14 protein-coding genes are annotated in these 15,030 nt (G+C 66.4%); 5 read left to right on the forward strand and 9 right to left on the reverse strand.

What is annotated here, in order from left to right; translation table 11 throughout:
• Positions 1-71 precede the first annotated feature (71 nt).
• On the forward strand, positions 72-971 hold the full coding sequence (locus tag U5A65_RS12285; RefSeq protein WP_321946393.1) for a LysR family transcriptional regulator: 900 nt from the start codon (positions 72-74) through the stop codon (positions 969-971).
• Positions 972-1,096: 125 nt separating this feature from the next.
• The gene (gene dld / locus U5A65_RS12290) at positions 1,097-2,839 is read left to right on the forward strand and encodes a D-lactate dehydrogenase (protein ID WP_321946394.1); all 1,743 of its coding nucleotides are present in this window, start codon (positions 1,097-1,099) and stop codon (positions 2,837-2,839) included.
• 82 nt (positions 2,840-2,921) lie between these two features.
• On the opposite strand, the gene U5A65_RS12295 is transcribed toward dld, so the two are convergent.
• The 5 genes from U5A65_RS12295 to U5A65_RS12315 all read right to left on the reverse strand — a co-directional run bounded on the left by U5A65_RS12295 (position 2,922) and on the right by U5A65_RS12315 (position 7,447).
• The gene (locus U5A65_RS12295) at positions 2,922-3,689 is read right to left on the reverse strand and encodes a DUF4410 domain-containing protein (RefSeq protein ID WP_321946395.1); all 768 of its coding nucleotides are present in this window, start codon (positions 3,687-3,689) and stop codon (positions 2,922-2,924) included.
• A 188-nt stretch (positions 3,690-3,877) separates the two neighbouring features.
• On the reverse strand, positions 3,878-5,275 hold the full coding sequence (locus U5A65_RS12300) for an ATP-binding protein (protein ID WP_321946396.1): 1,398 nt from the start codon (positions 5,273-5,275) through the stop codon (positions 3,878-3,880).
• A complete protein-coding gene (locus tag U5A65_RS12305) occupies positions 5,275-5,988 on the reverse strand; it encodes a response regulator (protein ID WP_321946397.1) in 714 nt (237 codons plus the stop codon). Before U5A65_RS12305 ends, U5A65_RS12300 begins: the two co-directional genes overlap by 1 nt.
• Before the next feature lie 16 nt (positions 5,989-6,004).
• Positions 6,005-6,328, reverse strand: a complete 324-nt coding sequence (locus U5A65_RS12310; protein ID WP_321916360.1) for an EF-hand domain-containing protein — start codon at positions 6,326-6,328, stop codon at positions 6,005-6,007.
• 114 nt (positions 6,329-6,442) lie between these two features.
• A complete protein-coding gene (locus tag U5A65_RS12315; protein ID WP_321933299.1) occupies positions 6,443-7,447 on the reverse strand; it encodes a hypothetical protein in 1,005 nt (334 codons plus the stop codon).
• 334 nt (positions 7,448-7,781) lie between these two features.
• Between U5A65_RS12315 and U5A65_RS12320 the strand changes: the two genes are divergently transcribed.
• Positions 7,782-8,708, forward strand: coding sequence for a sterol desaturase family protein (locus U5A65_RS12320; protein WP_321946398.1), 927 nt, complete (start codon positions 7,782-7,784; stop codon positions 8,706-8,708).
• 116 nt (positions 8,709-8,824) lie between these two features.
• Positions 8,825-9,535: an SDR family NAD(P)-dependent oxidoreductase gene (locus U5A65_RS12325; protein ID WP_321933295.1), complete on the forward strand. Its 711-nt coding sequence runs from the start codon at positions 8,825-8,827 to the stop codon at positions 9,533-9,535.
• Positions 9,536-9,596: 61 nt separating this feature from the next.
• Here U5A65_RS12325 and U5A65_RS12330 read toward each other — a convergent pair whose 3' ends face one another.
• The 4 genes from U5A65_RS12330 to U5A65_RS12345 all read right to left on the reverse strand — a co-directional run bounded on the left by U5A65_RS12330 (position 9,597) and on the right by U5A65_RS12345 (position 14,495).
• Positions 9,597-9,944, reverse strand: a complete 348-nt coding sequence (locus U5A65_RS12330) for a hypothetical protein (RefSeq protein ID WP_321916367.1) — start codon at positions 9,942-9,944, stop codon at positions 9,597-9,599.
• 102 nt (positions 9,945-10,046) lie between these two features.
• Complete coding sequence (locus U5A65_RS12335) at positions 10,047-11,561, reverse strand: PepSY domain-containing protein (RefSeq protein WP_321946399.1); 1,515 nt, start codon at positions 11,559-11,561, stop codon at positions 10,047-10,049.
• A gap of 67 nt (positions 11,562-11,628) precedes the next feature.
• Positions 11,629-13,929, reverse strand: coding sequence for a TonB-dependent receptor (locus tag U5A65_RS12340; protein ID WP_321934141.1), 2,301 nt, complete (start codon positions 13,927-13,929; stop codon positions 11,629-11,631).
• Between the two features lie 194 nt (positions 13,930-14,123).
• Positions 14,124-14,495 carry a DUF2946 domain-containing protein gene (locus U5A65_RS12345; RefSeq protein ID WP_321916370.1) on the reverse strand — a complete coding sequence of 124 codons (372 nt, stop codon included), beginning with the start codon at positions 14,493-14,495 and terminating at the stop codon, positions 14,124-14,126.
• Between the two features lie 210 nt (positions 14,496-14,705).
• Between U5A65_RS12345 and U5A65_RS12350 the strand changes: the two genes are divergently transcribed.
• On the forward strand, positions 14,706-15,029 hold the full coding sequence (locus U5A65_RS12350; protein ID WP_321946400.1) for a hypothetical protein: 324 nt from the start codon (positions 14,706-14,708) through the stop codon (positions 15,027-15,029).
• Position 15,030 lies beyond the last annotated feature (1 nt).

Here is a 15,030-nt window from a genome sequence, read left to right on the forward strand (position 1 = left end):
GTGTGCGCGCCGTCTTGATGCATACCGGTAGCCGGTTCACAATCCACCGGTTGCATCAAGACGAAAAAGATATGGAATTCCGGCAACTACGCTACTTTCTCGCCGTCGCGGAGCATCTGCATTTCAGTGAGGCTGCCGCCTCTCTCGGCATTGCGCAGCCGCCGCTCAGCCAGCAGATCCTCAAGCTCGAAAAGGAAATCGGCACGCGGCTCTTTATCCGCCACTCCCGGCGCGTGGAGTTGACCGAGGCCGGGCGGCTCTTTCGCGAGCGCGCGCAACGCATTGTCGACGACGCGGAACTGGCGCTCGCGGAGGCGCAAAACGCGGGGCGTGGCGAGTCTGGGAGGCTCGTGCTCGGCTTCGCGGGTTCCACGGTGTTTCATCCGCTCGTCGCGACCGTGCTGCAACGCTTTCGCAGCGCGTATCCGGGTGTCGCGATCGGGTGCGAGGAGAGCAATAGCTCGGTGCTGCTGGAACGCGTGAGCGAGGCGAAGGTCGATGCCGCGTTCGTGCGCCTGCCGCTCGATTGCCGCGGCCTCGCCACCCAGACGCTCGTGGAAGAGGACGTGCTCGCCGTGCTGCCGCCGCGCCATCGTCTCGCGCGCCGCCGCAGCGTCGATCTCGGCGACCTGGCGGGCGACCCGCTCATCCTGTTTCCACGCCCGATCGGCCCCGATCTCTACGACTCGATCATCAGCGCGTGCCACGCAGCGGGCTTCAATCCGGTGATCAGCATGGAGTCGCCGCAGATTTCCTCGACGGTCAACATGGCGGCCGCGGGCTTCGGCGTCACGCTCATTCCTGCTTCGATGCGCCAGATCCAGGCCAAAGGCGTGACGTATCACGATCTCAAGGGCGGCACGCTGCACACGACCATCGCACTCGTGCACCGTCCGCGCGAAAAGGCGCCCACAGTGCAGAACTTCGTGCGCATCGTGCGCGATGCGTCGCGGCATGTGCCGCAGGGCTGATCCTGCCTGGCACCGAAGACGATCGATATCTTTTTCGTCTTGATCGAGCGTGGTTGCGATATTGGACGCCGTGGGTCGCGGGTTTTATCCTTGCGCGATCATCGTTCTCTGCAGGAGCCGTTCGCATGTCCACCACGAACCGGAGCGCGGGGCGCGAGCCGCTTGTCGCGTCGTTGCGCGCCGTCGTCGGCCGCCAGCACGTACTGACCGGCGACGAAGCCACGCGGCGTTACCGCAAGGGCTTTCGCTTCGGCGAGGGGAGCGTGGCGGCGGTCGTGCGGCCCGGCACGCTCGTCGAACAGTGGCGGGTGCTACAGGCTTGCGTGGCCGCGAATGCAATCGTCATCTCGCAGGCTTCGAATACGGGCCTCACGGGCGGCTCCACGCCCGACGGCGACGACTACGACCGCGAGGTCGTGATCGTGAGCATGACGCGCATGCGCAAGGTCTATGTGATCGACGGCGGCAAGCAGGTGGTCTGTCTGCCGGGCTCGACGCTCGATCAGCTGGAGCAGACGCTCAAGCCGCTCGGGCGCGAGCCGCATTCGGTCATTGGCTCCTCATGCCTGGGCGCTTCGGTCGTCGGCGGTGTGTGCAACAACTCGGGTGGCTCGCTCGTGCGGCGCGGCCCGGCCTATACGGAAATGACCGTGTTCGCGCGGGTGGACGCGGCAGGGCGTCTCGCGCTCGTGAATCATCTCGGCATCCGGCTTGGCGAAACACCGGAAGACGTGCTCGGCCGCCTCGATCGCGGCGAGCTGCCCGAAGCCGATATCCTGCACGACGCGGGCGCGGCTTCCGACCATGATTACGCGGATCACGTGCGCGACATCGACGCTCACACGCCCGCGCGTTATAACGCCGACCCGCTGCGACTGCACGAAGCGGCGGGGTCGGCTGGCAAGGTGATGGTGTTCGCGGTGCGGCTCGACACGTTTCCCATGGAGCGGGGCGCGAAAGTGTTCTACATCGGCACGAATGAAACGGCCGAACTGACCGACCTGCGCCGCGACATACTCGGCAAGTTCTCGAAGCTGCCTGTCGCGGGCGAATACCTGCATCGAGACGCTTTCGATATTGCCGAACGCTACGGCAAGGACATGTTTCTCCTGATCCAGCATCTCGGCACGCGGCGCCTGCCCGCGCTGTTTGCGTTCAAGAGCCGCTGCGACGCGTTTTTCGAGCGGCTGCCGTTCTTGCCTGCGCATTTCACCGACCGCGTGGCGCAGGCGGTGAGCCAGTGCTTTCCAGCCCATCTGCCCGCACGGCTCAAGGACTACCGGCAGCGCTACGAGCATCATTTGATGCTCAAGGTATCGGCCGATATGGTGGACGAAACGCGTGCTTACCTGAGCACGTTTTTCGGCACGGCGAGCGGCGATTATTTCGAGTGTACCGATGAAGAGGGCAGCAAGGCGTTTCTCCATCGCTTCGCGGCGGCGGGCGCGGCGGTGCGCTATCGCGCGGTGCATGCCGACGAAGTGGAGGACATCGTCGCGCTCGATATCGCGCTTCGGCGCAACGATCGCGACTGGTTCGAGCATTTGCCCGAGGCGGTGGAAAAGCCCATCGCGATCAAACTGTATTACGGGCATTTCTTTTGCCATGTGTTTCATCAGGACTACATCGTTCGCAAGGGCAATGATTGCCTCGCGCTCGAACACGAGATGTGGAAGCTGCTCGACGCGCGTGGCGCCGAATATCCCGCCGAACACAATGTGGGCCATCTCTACGATGCGAAGCCTGCGCTGAAGTCGTTCTACGAAACGCTCGATCCGTGCAACTGCTTCAATCCGGGTATCGGACACACGTCGAAGTTCGCGCATTATCGAGAGCCGCAGGCACAGGGCGAGCCGCTCGCGCAGTAAGCAAAAAACGGCGGCGGTATCGAACCGCCGCCTTAAAGGGCGTGAGCCCTCGCGCTACGTTGCTCTGCGCGCTTCCCCCGTATCAGCTCTTCGTCGTCGTTGCCATCCAGCCGTTCTGCGTGCTGATCTGTGTGACTGCTTTCGCGATCGAGCGGGCCAGCTTGCCGGCATCCGACGAGAGCGTGTCGCGCTTCGCCTCCGATGCGCCGTGCAGGCCGCCGCCCACCACCGCCGCCGTCGCGACGTGGCCCGCCGCCGCGCCCACGCCCGCCGTTTCGGCCATGCCGGGCATATAACCGCTATTCGCCGTCGTCTGGAAGCTCAGGAGCGGCTGCGGCTCGCCGCCGTTGGCCGGCTGGAACAGTACCGCAATCGTCGCGCCGACTTCGCTCTTGCCCGCGCCGAGACCGATCAGCATGCGGCGGCGGCTGCTGCCCGCGTCCATCGTGTCGATGCGGCCTTGCACGATCAGCGCGTTGCGGCCGGCGGGCGCGGGACCGTCCATGCGCACGGCGGGCAGGCCCATTTTCTGGAGTTCGCTCACGAGTTGATCGGCGAGATGCTCGCGCGTTTGCAGCGCGGCCTGCTGTTGCTGTTGCGCCGACGACTCGCCGCTCGCCATCGTCTTGAGCTTGTGCAGCATGCCGGTGTTGTCCAGTTGCACCTGGTCGGCGGCGGCGTCGAACGTGTAGACGTAGACGACGTCGGCGTGCAGTTGCGGGAGCGGCCCGTTCGTTTGCACGACAGGCGCCGCCGATGCGCAGCCGCTAGCGAACAGCGAACCGGCGAGAAACGTGGCGCCCACGATGCGCTTGGCCTTGTTGACGAGAAAGTTGATGAGCGATTGCATGTCGATGTCCTTTGCGTGAAAGCGTGTCTCGTGTCTGCCGATACTCGCAAATCATTCAGGATGGCGAACTATCGACCTTGGTGCTTCGGCGTCTGGGCTCCGGTTTGCTTCGTTCCGTTGCTCAGGCTCAGGCGCAAGTATGGGGGGAAGGGCGCGCGAAATCCACGCGCAAATTATGTCGAGTCATGTCATGCGCGCGTGGCGTGCGGCGCGCCGTTCTGACCCGCTGAGGGACGGTTCAGCGGCAGGCGCACGACGGCTTCGAGGCCGCCGCCTTCGCGGTCGCGGAAGGTGAGCGAACCGCCGTGCAGCCGTGCGATCCGCTCGACGATGGCAAGGCCGAGACCCGAGCCGCCCGAGTGCGTGCGGGCGTTCGCGCCGCGGCTGAAGGGGGATTTGAGGCGCTCCAGCTCTTCGGCGCGGATGCCGTTGCCGCGATCGGCAACGATCACGCAGGCGTCGTCGCCGTCGCGCCAGGTGCGAATCGTCAGACCTGTGCGCCCATAGTTCACGGCGTTCTGCATGAGATTCATCAGCAGACGCATAACGGCGATGGGCCGAAACGCGAACACCGGCAGTTCGCCTTCGTCGAAATCGAACTCATGGCCGAGCCCGGCGAAGTCGGCAACGAGTTGCCCGGCGAGCGCATTGAGGTCGCCCGGCTGCGGCGCTTCGCGCTCGCCGCTGCCCGCGTAGTCCATGAACTGCTGGAGGATCGTGTCTATCTGGTCCAGATAGCTCTCGGACGAGGCCACGAGCGCGTCGTTGCTGCCACGCGGCAGTGCCATCGCAATCGCGAGGCGCAGTTTCGTGAGCGGCGTGCGGATGTCGTGCGACACGCCGGCCAGCATCAGCGCGCGCGTGGCCTCGGCCTGCTTCAGCGCTTCGGTCATCTGGTTGAAGGCGCGGCTCACTTGGGCGATTTCGGTGGGGCCGTTCGTGGGTAGCGGCGGAGGCGTTTCGCCGGCGCTCACGCGCCGCGCCGCGCGCGCGAGCTTGCGCAGCGGCTGGTTGATGTGGCGCTGCAACAGATAGCCCGTGAGCACCGCGAGCAGCGCGAGCGCGGCGGAGAGGACCAGCGCCGTGGTAATGCCGCTCGCGCGCGCGTCTGCCGTCATGGGAAGCGCGACCCATACCGGCTCGCCCGCCGCGTGAAGGCGGATCCACAGCCGTTCCTGCGCGCCTTTGCCATCCGCCGCGGGTTCGGCGTCGTCGTCGCTCGCCTCCCAGCGCACCAGCAGGTCGGGCGGCAGATGCCGTTGCAGCGCTTCGACGAACACATCGCGCTGCCAGGTGCGGAAAAAGTCGACGAGACTCGGGTGCGTTTCAGCGGGCGCCTGCGGCGGCGCCGTATTGCGTGTCTCGAGCCGAGCGGCCGCCGCGCGCCCCTCAGCGGGCGGCATGGCGGCGAGCGTGGTATCGAGCAGCTTCACGTAATCGGCGAAGATGATCGACGCGCGCTCGATGCGCGGGCGCTGCACGAAGTGCAGAAGCACGGCGAGCGAGCAGACTTGCGACAGCGCGACGAGCGCCACCAGCAGCGCGATGTTGCGCGAGAGGAGGGAGCGCGGCAGCCGCAAGCGCATTACGATTCGACGCCGGCCACCAGCATGTAGCCGATGCCCCAGACGGTCTTGATGAAGCGCGGCTTGGCGGGATCGTCCTCGACGATCTGGCGCAGGCGCAGGATCTGCACGTCCACGCTGCGGTCGAGCGCGTTGTGGTCGCGCCCGCGTGCGCGCGCGAGCAGTATCTCGCGGCTCACGGCGCGGTTCGGCGACGAGCCGAGCGCGTGAAGCAGCAACATTTGCGCGGAATGGACTTCGACTGGCGCGCCGCCGCGGTAGAGCGTTTGTTTGCCAACGTCGAACTGAAAGTCGCCGAAGCGCAGCCTCTGCGAGGTGACCGTGGGCTCGCCTGCGGCCATCTTCTGGCGGCGCAGCAGGGCGCGAATGCGCGCGACCAGTTCGTCGGGAAGGAAGGGCTTCGCGAGGTAGTCGTCGGCGCCCGTTTCCAGGCCGATTACCTTGTCGGCGGCGTCGCCCTTTGCCGTGAGCATGAGGATCGGTAACGTCTGACCTTCGGCGCGCAGGCGGCGGCAGACCGTGAGGCCGTCTTCTGGCTCCATCATGAGATCGAGCACGAGCAGGTCATAGGGCTCGCGCTGGAGCAGGCGGTCGAGGCGCTTGCCGTCGGCAACGGCGCGCGCCTCGAAACCCTGGCTCGTGAGAAAGCGCTGCAGCATGTTGCGCAGTTCGGCCTCGTCGTCGAGCACGATGATCCTGTTTGCCTGCTCCATCTGACGCCTCCGGCGTTCATCGGGCTGCTGCGCGCGCTCGCATGAAGTCCTCGATCTGCGCGAGGGTGACGAAGCCGGCCTTTTGCGCGTCGATTTCGTCGAAGTGCTGCGCGACCATCGGCATGCCCGCCTGCGCTTGTTCGCGCGTGAGCTTGCCGTCGTGCGTCGTGTTCGCGGCGGCAAAGCGCCCTTGCAACTGCGCCATCATGCGTTCGACTCGCGCGCTGTTTGCCGCACTGGTCGGCGCGCCTGTACCGCCTGGCAAGGCCTGAGCCGATGCCGGCACGCAAACCGCTGCTGAAACGATACACAAAACGAGGGCAGCGATCATCTTCTTCATGGTGTTCTCCGTGAGGTGGCCGACGTAGCTTGCCGGCCGGTTGATAAAGCGAATGAAACCGGTGAAACGAGCAGCGGCTGCCGGTCAAGCGAGCGCGCAGCCGCCCGTGGCGATTCAGGCCCAGTGGCCGGGAATCCACACGCGGCCGACCCAGTGGCCAGGAATCCACACGGCGGGGCGCGGCGCGATGTACACGGCGCGCGGCAGCGGCTGGCCCACGTAGACGACCTTCGGTGCCGGCGGGGCCACATAGACGACCTTCGGAGCGGGCGGCGCGACATAGACGGTTTTCGGTGCGGGCGGCGCGACATAAACCGTCTGCGGCGCAGGTGCCGGCGCGGGTGCGACAACCACCGTCTTGGGCGCGGGCGGCGGCGGAGCGACGTACACCGTGGTGCTGGGCGGCGGCGGCGTCACGACCACCGGCACGGGGGCGGGAGCCGGGGCGCCCACGACGGCGACCGTCGTGCCGGTTGTCGCGACCGTGCCATGCACCACCGTCGTGCCGCTCGTGGTCACCGTGCCGCCGTGAACGACGGTCGTGCCGCCGCCCGTCGTGACGACGCCGGTGCCGACGCCCGTGGCGCTGCCCGAGTGATAGACGCTGCCGCCCTGCGTGCCCGTTACAGTGCCCGAGCGATTGCACGTGCTGCCCGCGCAGGAGGTGGACGCCGTGTGCCCGTAGGTGTTGCCGTTGCCGGTCGTCACCGTGCCCGTCGACGAGTACTGGCCCGGCGCCGTGCGCGTCACGCTGCCCGAGGTGCTCGCGCTGCGGCCGTCCGAGCCGTCGAGCGAGCCGGTGTGCGAGCAGGTGCCGCTCGCGCAGCTCGTATCGCCCGAATGCTGGACCGAGCGGCCGTTCGGACCGTAGGCCGTGCCGCTGTTGCTGAACTGGCCGGGCGCGGTGCGGGTCACGGAGCCGCTGTTGGTGGCGACGCCGCCCCAGGGACCGGCCACGCCGCCCGCATGCGAGCAGGTGCCGCCGCCGCAGGACCCGTAGTGCGCGCCGTTGTACGTGCCGTGGGGTGTGTACGCCGTGCCGTGGCCGGACCAGCCGGCGAAAGCGGGGGCGCTGGCGAAGCCGATGATTGCGGCGACGACGAGAGGGAGCGTTTTCATCAGAGGTCCTTGCGGTTCGTTTCGTAGGGCACGCTGTGGCGTGTCAGCGGAACGAACTATAGGGCTGCGCTCTTTTGAAGTCGCGTCATAAACCATGTCGCGGTGTTACACGTCGCGAGGCTCTCGCCGGCGTCATCCCGCGCACGCGGGGCGGCGGGCGTGCCGGCGGGTTTCGCGCGCCGCGCGCGTGACATATCCCGACATACTTTGCGCGTGGTCTTTCCCCGCGAGCGCCACTACAGTGCCCTTCATCCGACGCGCTGCAGGTGCTGTTTCCCGTGCAAAACGCGTCTTTCTTCACCGCGCAAGACGCGCCTATTGCACACGATCCATCATGCTCACCACAGGAAAACTCGCGTTCTATGTCACGCTGTTCGTCGTCGCTGTCTCGCTGATCGAGGCATGCGTGCTCACCTTCAGGAAGCGCCGCGAAACGAAAGGAGAGGCTCCCTTCGATTGGTCTGAAGTTTGGCTCTCGCTCGCCGATCTGGCGGGCCGCAAGCTCTTCGCGCTCTTGCCGCTCTCGCTCGCCACGCCCATCTTCGACTTCGCCTGGGAGCACCGCCTCTTCACGCTGAATATCGACACCGTTGCGCTTGCGCTGCTGGTCTTCATCGGTCAGGAGTTCTGCTATTACTGGTATCACCGCGCGTCGCACCGCATCCGCTTCTTCTGGGCGACGCACGCCGTGCACCATTCGCCGAACCAGCTGACGCTTTCTTCGGCGTACCGGCTCGGCTGGACCGGCAAGCTCACCGGGCCGGCCATGTTCTTCACGCCGCTCGTATGGCTCGGCGTGCGGCCCGAAGTCGTGCTCGCCATCCTCTCGTTGAACCTGCTCTATCAGTTCTGGCTGCACAACACGTGGATTCCGAAGCTCGGCTGGCTCGAGTACGTGTTCAACACGCCGTCGAACCATCGCGTGCATCATGCTTCGAACGTCGACTACCTCGATGCGAACTATGGCGGAGTCCTGATCGTTTTCGACCGGCTGTTCGGCACATATGTGCAAGAGCGCGCCGAAGAGCCGTGCCGCTACGGCCTCGTGACGCCCGTGCGCTCGCGCAATCCGTTCGTCGTCGAACTCGAACACTGGGCGACGCTCGCACGCGATGTCGTGACGGCGAAGACCCTCTGGACCGCCGTGCGCTACGTGTTCCTGCCGCCGGGCTGGCGCGCGGACGGCGGCGGCGAAACCACGGAGAACCTGCGCAAGCAGCGCGCGCTCGCCACGGTGCGCACGGATGCGCGCCACGGATGAATGCGCGCGGGTTGATGGAAGGCCGCGCCTCGCGTAACGTGGCGCGAGCGGCGCCCGCACGGATCGCGCGGACGGCATCGAATTCAGGTTAGTGAAGCAACGAAAGGAACAAGCACATGGAAAACGGTTTGAACGGCAAGGTGGTCGCGGTAACGGGCGGTTTTGGCAGCCTGGGTCTGGCGACGGCGCAATTGCTGGCCGAACGCGGCGCGCGCGTGGCGCTGATCGGCCGCGGCGCAGCGCCCGACGCGGCAGCGCTGCCCGCCGCGCTCGCGGGCGCGCTGTGCATGGGCGGCGTCGATCTCGTCGACGCGCAGGCGGCACAGGCGGCGTTCGGCACGCTGCATGAGAAGCTCGGCGGCCTCGACGCGCTCGTCAATGTGGCGGGCGCGTTCCGGTGGGAAACCATCGGTGACGGCGACCCGCGCACGTGGGATCTGATGTTTGATCTGAACGTGAAGACGGCGCTCAATGCCTCGAAGGCCGCGCTGCCTGATCTCGTGAAGAGCGGCGCGGGGCGGGTGGTCAACATCGGCGCGGGCGCGGGGCTCAAGGCAGGACTCGGAATGGGCGCGTATTCGGCGTCGAAGGCGGGTGTGGCGCGCCTGACGGAAGCGCTCGCGGAAGAGCTGAAGGACAAGGGCGTGACGGTGAATGCGATTTTGCCGAGCATCATCGACACGCCGCAAAACCGCGCCGACATGCCGGACGCCGATTTCACGCGCTGGGTGCAGCCGCGCGAGATCGCGACGGTGATTGCGTTTTTGCTGAGCGCCGACGCACAGGCAGTGACGGGCGCGCTGATTCCCGTGAACGGGCGCGTGTAGGCGCTACGGCCGCGCGTGGGGCGCAGGGGCCGGTTGAAGAGGCCGGTTCCGGTGTGAGCGGTTAGTGGCCGTGGCCGCCGCCCGCCCCCATGCCACCGCCGCCGCCTTGCCACGTGCCGCCACCGCCTCCATGCCACCCGCCGCCGTGTCCACCGCCGCCGTGCCAGCCCCCACCATGGCCGCCGTGCCAGCCGTGGTGATAGCAGCATCCGCCGCCACCGCCCCAGATGGTGATGCCGCCATAGCCGCCGCCGAAATAACCGGGGTAGTAGTCGTAACCGTAGGCGTACGGATAGCCTGAATAGTAGGGGTAGCCATAGCCGTAGTAGCCGGGGTAAGCCGGATAAGGCGCGACCGCGCAGCCCGCAAGCACCGCGGCCGCGCCAAGAGCCGAAATTAGGCGCAACACAATGATCTCCGCATATATACGTTTGAAACCGTTTGGGGCAGCCAGGTTCAGACGCAATTGTGTCCGCAGATTACCGCGGGGCCGTTCACGGTGCCGTTGCCTCTACGGACGCCGGAAGGCGGCGCGGTCGAACAGCCAGACCGCCACGAGCGTCGCGCCCATCAGCGGAAACACGATGCCGAGCAGCACGAGAGCGGTTTTCCAGGCACGCAACGGTGGCGCGGCGTGCTCGCGCGGTGGCGCAGCCAGCGTGCCAGATACCCCCATCTTGCGCGCGGGACGGCGCATCCACCACATCGCGAAGCCGGTTGCCGCAAGCGCGCCGAGGCCCAGTGAGATCGCCGCGCAGATCAGCTGGTTCGCGAGGCCAAAGTAGCGGCCCATGTGCAGCGACGTCCCGTACGAAATGGCTTGCGAGACTGCGCCGTAATCCTCATAGCGGATGTCCTTTAGCACGGCGCCGCTGTACTGGTCGATATACACAGTGCGCTCCGCTTTCGGATCGGCCGGGAAGTACGAAACCGTGTAGACGCCATCGGGCGCGGCGGGCAGCACGATGTCGTAGCCGTCGCGCACGCCGAGATCGCGCATCTGGGCGACCACCTGAGCGAGCGTCCAGTGTTGCGGCGCGCCGGCCGCTTCTGGCGAGTGCGGCACGGGAACCGCGCCGACCGCCCAGGGCACGAGCGGCAGCGGCATGTCGTCCATCACCATGCCAGGCATCGACGCCATGTCGTGGCCCGCGTGCTCTCCCTGTTCCTGACGATCGGCGCGGCTTGCGCGAGGCTGCGCCGCGGCTGCGCTAGCGGCGGACGCGACGGCGGCCGGTACACCGGGCAGCGCAGACTTCAGCGCGAGGCCGCCGCCCCACGCGCCGCGCGGCGCGCCGAGACTCGCGCGCGTGGCGAGCGCCTTGAACTGCTTGCCCCACGAGCCCGTCCACGGCAAGCCGCTCAACACGAACGCGAGCGCGCCCACAGCGAGCCAGATGCCGACGCTCGCGTGCACGCTCTTCCAGAATGGCCTTCCGCTCGCGCTAAAGCGAGGCAGCAGCGCAGTGCGCCACGAAGCGCCCGCGCGCGGCCACCAGAGCGCAATGCCGGTGGCGATCATCACGAGCGTCCAGCAGGCGGCCAGTTCCATGAGCAATTCGCCGGGCTTGCCGAGCAGGAGCTTGCGATGCAGCATGCGGACGACCTGCATGAAGCGGCGATCGACGTCGAGCGTACCGAGCACCGCGCCATCGTACGGATTCACGTACACGCTCTCTTTGGTCCCGCCAGGCAGCGCGAAAACGAACTCGGCGCTGCGCGCGGGGTTCGATTCGACGTGCGCGCGCAACGCACGCGCATCCGCTGGCATCGCGGCGCGCGCGCGGGCCAGCAGCGCATCCACGGGCAGGCGCGGTGTTGCCGCCGGTGCGACCACCAGCCGTTGCGGGTAGAGCAGCGGTTCGATCTGCGGCTGGAAGCAGTAGATCGTGCCCGTGATGGCGAGCACGAGCAGCAGGGGCATGACGAAGAGGCCTGCGTAAAAATGCCAGCGCCACAGCGTGCGGTAGCCGGGCTGGGCTGCGCGGACAGGCGGCGCGCTCACCGGGTCGGATATCGTGGACATCGGGGACTCCTTGTCGAGCCAGCGCGGCTCGAACGCATGGATGATTCAAACGAAAACGCGGACGCGATCAAATGCCGAGCTTCGCTTCGAGGTAGTACGTGCGGCCGGGATACGGGTGATAGACGAAGTAGCGCGCGTCGAACAGGTTGTCGACGCCCACGCCGATCTCGCTCTTTTTCGTCGGCCGGAAGGTGTACTTCACGTCGGCGACCGTGTACGTGCTCGTGCCGCCGAACACGTTCGGGTTCGTGTCCGTGTTGGTGAGCGTGTTGTACTGGCGCCCCGAGTAGCGCGCGGCGAGCGTGAGCGCCGAGCGCGCGTCGAAGCGGTACGTCGCGACGAGATTCGCGCGCCACAGCGGAATGCGATAGAAGTACTTGCCCACGCTCGCCGGGTTCTGCGCGTTCTCCAGAATCTTCGACTGCGTGTACGCCACGCTCGCCGCAAGATCGAGCCCGTGCAGCATGACGTCTTCACCCTGGTAGCTCGTTTCCACGCCGCGCGAGCGCACCTTGCCGATGTTCTGGAAGTTCGTGACGTTCGGAATGACCGTCGTATCGGTCTGGCTGAAGATCGTGTTTTTTACGTCGTCCTGAAAGAGTGTCAAGCGAAAGAGGCCGTTCCAGTGCGCCCATTCGGCGCTCAGTTCCTTCGAGAGATCGTCCTCGGGGCGCAGGTTCGGGTTGTTGTTGACGATGGAGGAGCCATTTACCTGCCCCTGGAACAACTCGCTCACGCTCGGGAAGCGGTAGGCGCGCGCAATCGATGCACGCAGCGTGAGGTCGTCGGTCACGTCGAACGAGAGCGAAGCTTTCGGCGAGAAGTGATGGTCGCCCACGTTCGCGTAAGGCACATTCACGCTGCCGAGCGCCTGATAGCCGTCGTACGCGCGCCAGTTCTCGTAGCGCACGCCGTACACGAACTTCCAGCGCGGGAGAAACCGCCAGGCGTCCTGTGCGTAGACCGCCTGGGTTTCGGTCTTGCCCGCGAAGGCATTGGCAAAGCTGTTCGCGCCGCCGTCGCGCCAAGCGAGCGTGTTGTATGTGCGGTTGTCGAGCGCGTAGTCGTCGTAGTGATAGCCGAACGTGAGCCAGTGCGCGGCGAGGCCGGCATCGGGCGTGGCGGGCGTCCACGTCGTCTTGAGGTCGAGCGTCTTCCAGCCGGTGCCGTCGCCGAGCGTCATGACACCGGGGCCGTTGCCTGGCCCCCCCGCGTTTGCCGTGCGCGCCACGCTGTTGCTCACGTCGTAGTACGAAGCAATGGCTTGCGCGTTCCAGCCGGTGGCCTGGTGGGTGCGCAGCGTCGCGCCATACAGCCAGTTTTCGCTCCAGCCGCGGCTCGGTGCGAACGCGGCGGCGGGTATCGTGTATTCGTAGCCGTTGATCGACACCTTGCCGCTATACACGGGGTTGCCGTTCGCGTCGTAAAGGAAGGTCGAAGTGGCGTTGTTGTAGGTCTGGTGCCAGTAGCCGAGCGTCACGCCGCCTTGCACGGTGGGCGTGAAATCGTACTGCATGCGCAGCTTGAACTGGTCCTGCACCGTATGCTGCATGCCTTCGCCGTTCACGCCGAGCACGACCGTGGGCGTGTTCGTCTGGTTGTTGTAGAAGTACGCGCCATGCACGGGCACGTCGCCCGGCTGAGCGGGTTTCATCGACTGCGCGAGCGTGGCGAATTGCAGCGGCTGGCTCGTGTTCTCCAGATGGTTCACGCCAAGCAAATACGAGAACTTGCCGATACGGTCGCCGATCGAGGCGCTTGTCTCGCTGCCGTTGAAGTTCTGGTTCACGCCGTAAAGGCTGAAATGCTGGGTGAACGCCTTCACGTCCGCGTTCGCTTCGAACGTTTTCGGCATGCGGGTAGTGATGAGCACGGTGGCGCCGAGCGAGTTGCCCGGATAGAGCGCGGAATATGGTCCGTAGATCACATCCACTTGTTGGATCTGGTCGGGGAACACCATCGACCAGCGTGGCGGAAAACTGTAACTGTTGCCGAGCAGATTGGAGAGCAGCAGACCGTCGGCATAGACGAGGCCGCGCGCGCTCTGTGCATTGCTCGTGCCGCGCACGGCGATGATCGAATTCAAGTCCCCCACGTAGCGCTTGCGCACGGCGAGATTGGGCAGGTACTTGAGCACGTCCTCGGTGTTGACGACGTTCCAGTTGCCGAATTGCGCGGGCGTGACGGTTTCCACCGTCGCGGGCAGGTTCGGGTCGACGGCGGGCGCTGCCGCGGTACTAGCGGTGGCGCTGACTGTGACCGCGGGCAGCGTGGCGGCCGAGGCGGCGTCGGTTTGCGCCTCGGCGGCATGGGCTGCCTGAACGGCGATGGGCGCAATGAGAGGCAGCGGCAAGACGCGCGGCAGCATGGCGAGCGCGAGGCGCCCGGCGTGCCGAAGCGCGCGCGGCGTTGCGCGTTCGCGCAAGCGAACGCCAGCGCCACGCGTGGCGAGCGTGGACATGAGATGCTTTCCTGAAAACGGGAAACGAGCCGCCGCGCGCGTCATGCGTGCTCGTTGCGCACGCAATCAGATCACGATCGGCGGGACGATGACGGCGTAATTCAGGAGAGGACGGGGGGAGCGCGCGGCCTGCCCGACGGGAAGGCGCCTAAGGGGAGGTCGTGCGTGACGGGCGGCGCGATCGTGTCGCGCGCGAGAGCGAGTGCGCCCAGCGGCCCGGGCGCGGCAACCGAAGGCATCGCCACATGATGCTCGAGCAGGTGGCAGTAGCCGCATGCGCCGAATGCATCGTCGTGCGAAAGATGCGGCGTGCTCCCGGCCCCGGCCGGTTGCATGGCCGAGCAGAGCGTGGCGTCCGGCTCGTGCGCGTGCTGCGCGGCGACGAGCTGGCTCACGAGCGGTGCAAGCACGATGAGCCACATGGCGACGAGGCCAAGCCATGCGGTCAGCAGTGAATGCTTGCGTGAATTCATGAGAATGAGAATGATTGCGCGGCGGAGTCTAACACGGCATTTCACGTTTGCGCAGGGAGCCCGCAGATCTGAGGGCGGTCATAAGCGCGGCGCGATGTCGCGGTCTTGGGCGCATTTAGAAGGGATTCTATGGATCGGGCGCAAGACTCGGACGAATATCGAAGCTGTCCGATATGACCCAGGAGCCGCCCGCGAAGGGCGGAAACGTCCATGTCTGCATTTTCTTTCCGACGTGCGCCCGGCATGCGCTGGGCACCGCGCCTGCCCCAGCATCAATCCATGGAGGATGAACCGCATGCGGCTTCCGGGTTCGCGCCGCTTGCGCGTGGCACGAGCGAAACGTCTTGCGGCCTTGTGCTTCCGGAGAGCTTCGCGCTGCGTCTTGGTGCGCACCGGCACGTCACGCCGCGCAACCCGGTGTGCTGCCCGCTCGAGGACACCGCGTTGCGTCAGTGGTGCGTACGTCTGCAGAACGAAGCTTGCCCGATGGATGCGCCCGCTGAAGCCCCCGTATTCCTGCAACGCACGCGCTGAG

This window comes from Paraburkholderia sp. J10-1 (genome assembly GCF_905220165.1).
Classification (GTDB): Bacteria; Pseudomonadota; Gammaproteobacteria; order Burkholderiales; family Burkholderiaceae; genus Paraburkholderia.

Excerpts from the sequence above, each read along its gene's own strand:
- U5A65_RS12340 (WP_321934141.1), bottom strand. The coding sequence starts at position 13,929 with ATGCTGCCGCGCGTCTTGCCGCTGCCTCTCATTGCGCCCATCGCCGTT.
- U5A65_RS12305 (WP_321946397.1), bottom strand. The coding sequence starts at position 5,988 with ATGGAGCAGGCAAACAGGATCATCGTGCTCGACGACGAGGCCGAACTG.
- U5A65_RS12310 (WP_321916360.1), bottom strand. The coding sequence starts at position 6,328 with ATGAAGAAGATGATCGCTGCCCTCGTTTTGTGTATCGTTTCAGCAGCG.
- U5A65_RS12285 (WP_321946393.1), top strand. The coding sequence starts at position 72 with ATGGAATTCCGGCAACTACGCTACTTTCTCGCCGTCGCGGAGCATCTG.
- U5A65_RS12295 (WP_321946395.1), bottom strand. The coding sequence starts at position 3,689 with ATGCAATCGCTCATCAACTTTCTCGTCAACAAGGCCAAGCGCATCGTG.
- dld (WP_321946394.1), top strand. The coding sequence starts at position 1,097 with ATGTCCACCACGAACCGGAGCGCGGGGCGCGAGCCGCTTGTCGCGTCG.
- U5A65_RS12300 (WP_321946396.1), bottom strand. The coding sequence starts at position 5,275 with ATGCGCTTGCGGCTGCCGCGCTCCCTCCTCTCGCGCAACATCGCGCTG.
- U5A65_RS12320 (WP_321946398.1), top strand. The coding sequence starts at position 7,782 with ATGCTCACCACAGGAAAACTCGCGTTCTATGTCACGCTGTTCGTCGTC.
- U5A65_RS12345 (WP_321916370.1), bottom strand. The coding sequence starts at position 14,495 with ATGAATTCACGCAAGCATTCACTGCTGACCGCATGGCTTGGCCTCGTC.
- U5A65_RS12325 (WP_321933295.1), top strand. The coding sequence starts at position 8,825 with ATGGAAAACGGTTTGAACGGCAAGGTGGTCGCGGTAACGGGCGGTTTT.
- U5A65_RS12335 (WP_321946399.1), bottom strand. The coding sequence starts at position 11,561 with ATGTCCACGATATCCGACCCGGTGAGCGCGCCGCCTGTCCGCGCAGCC.
- U5A65_RS12315 (WP_321933299.1), bottom strand. The coding sequence starts at position 7,447 with ATGAAAACGCTCCCTCTCGTCGTCGCCGCAATCATCGGCTTCGCCAGC.
- U5A65_RS12350 (WP_321946400.1), top strand. The coding sequence starts at position 14,706 with ATGTCTGCATTTTCTTTCCGACGTGCGCCCGGCATGCGCTGGGCACCG.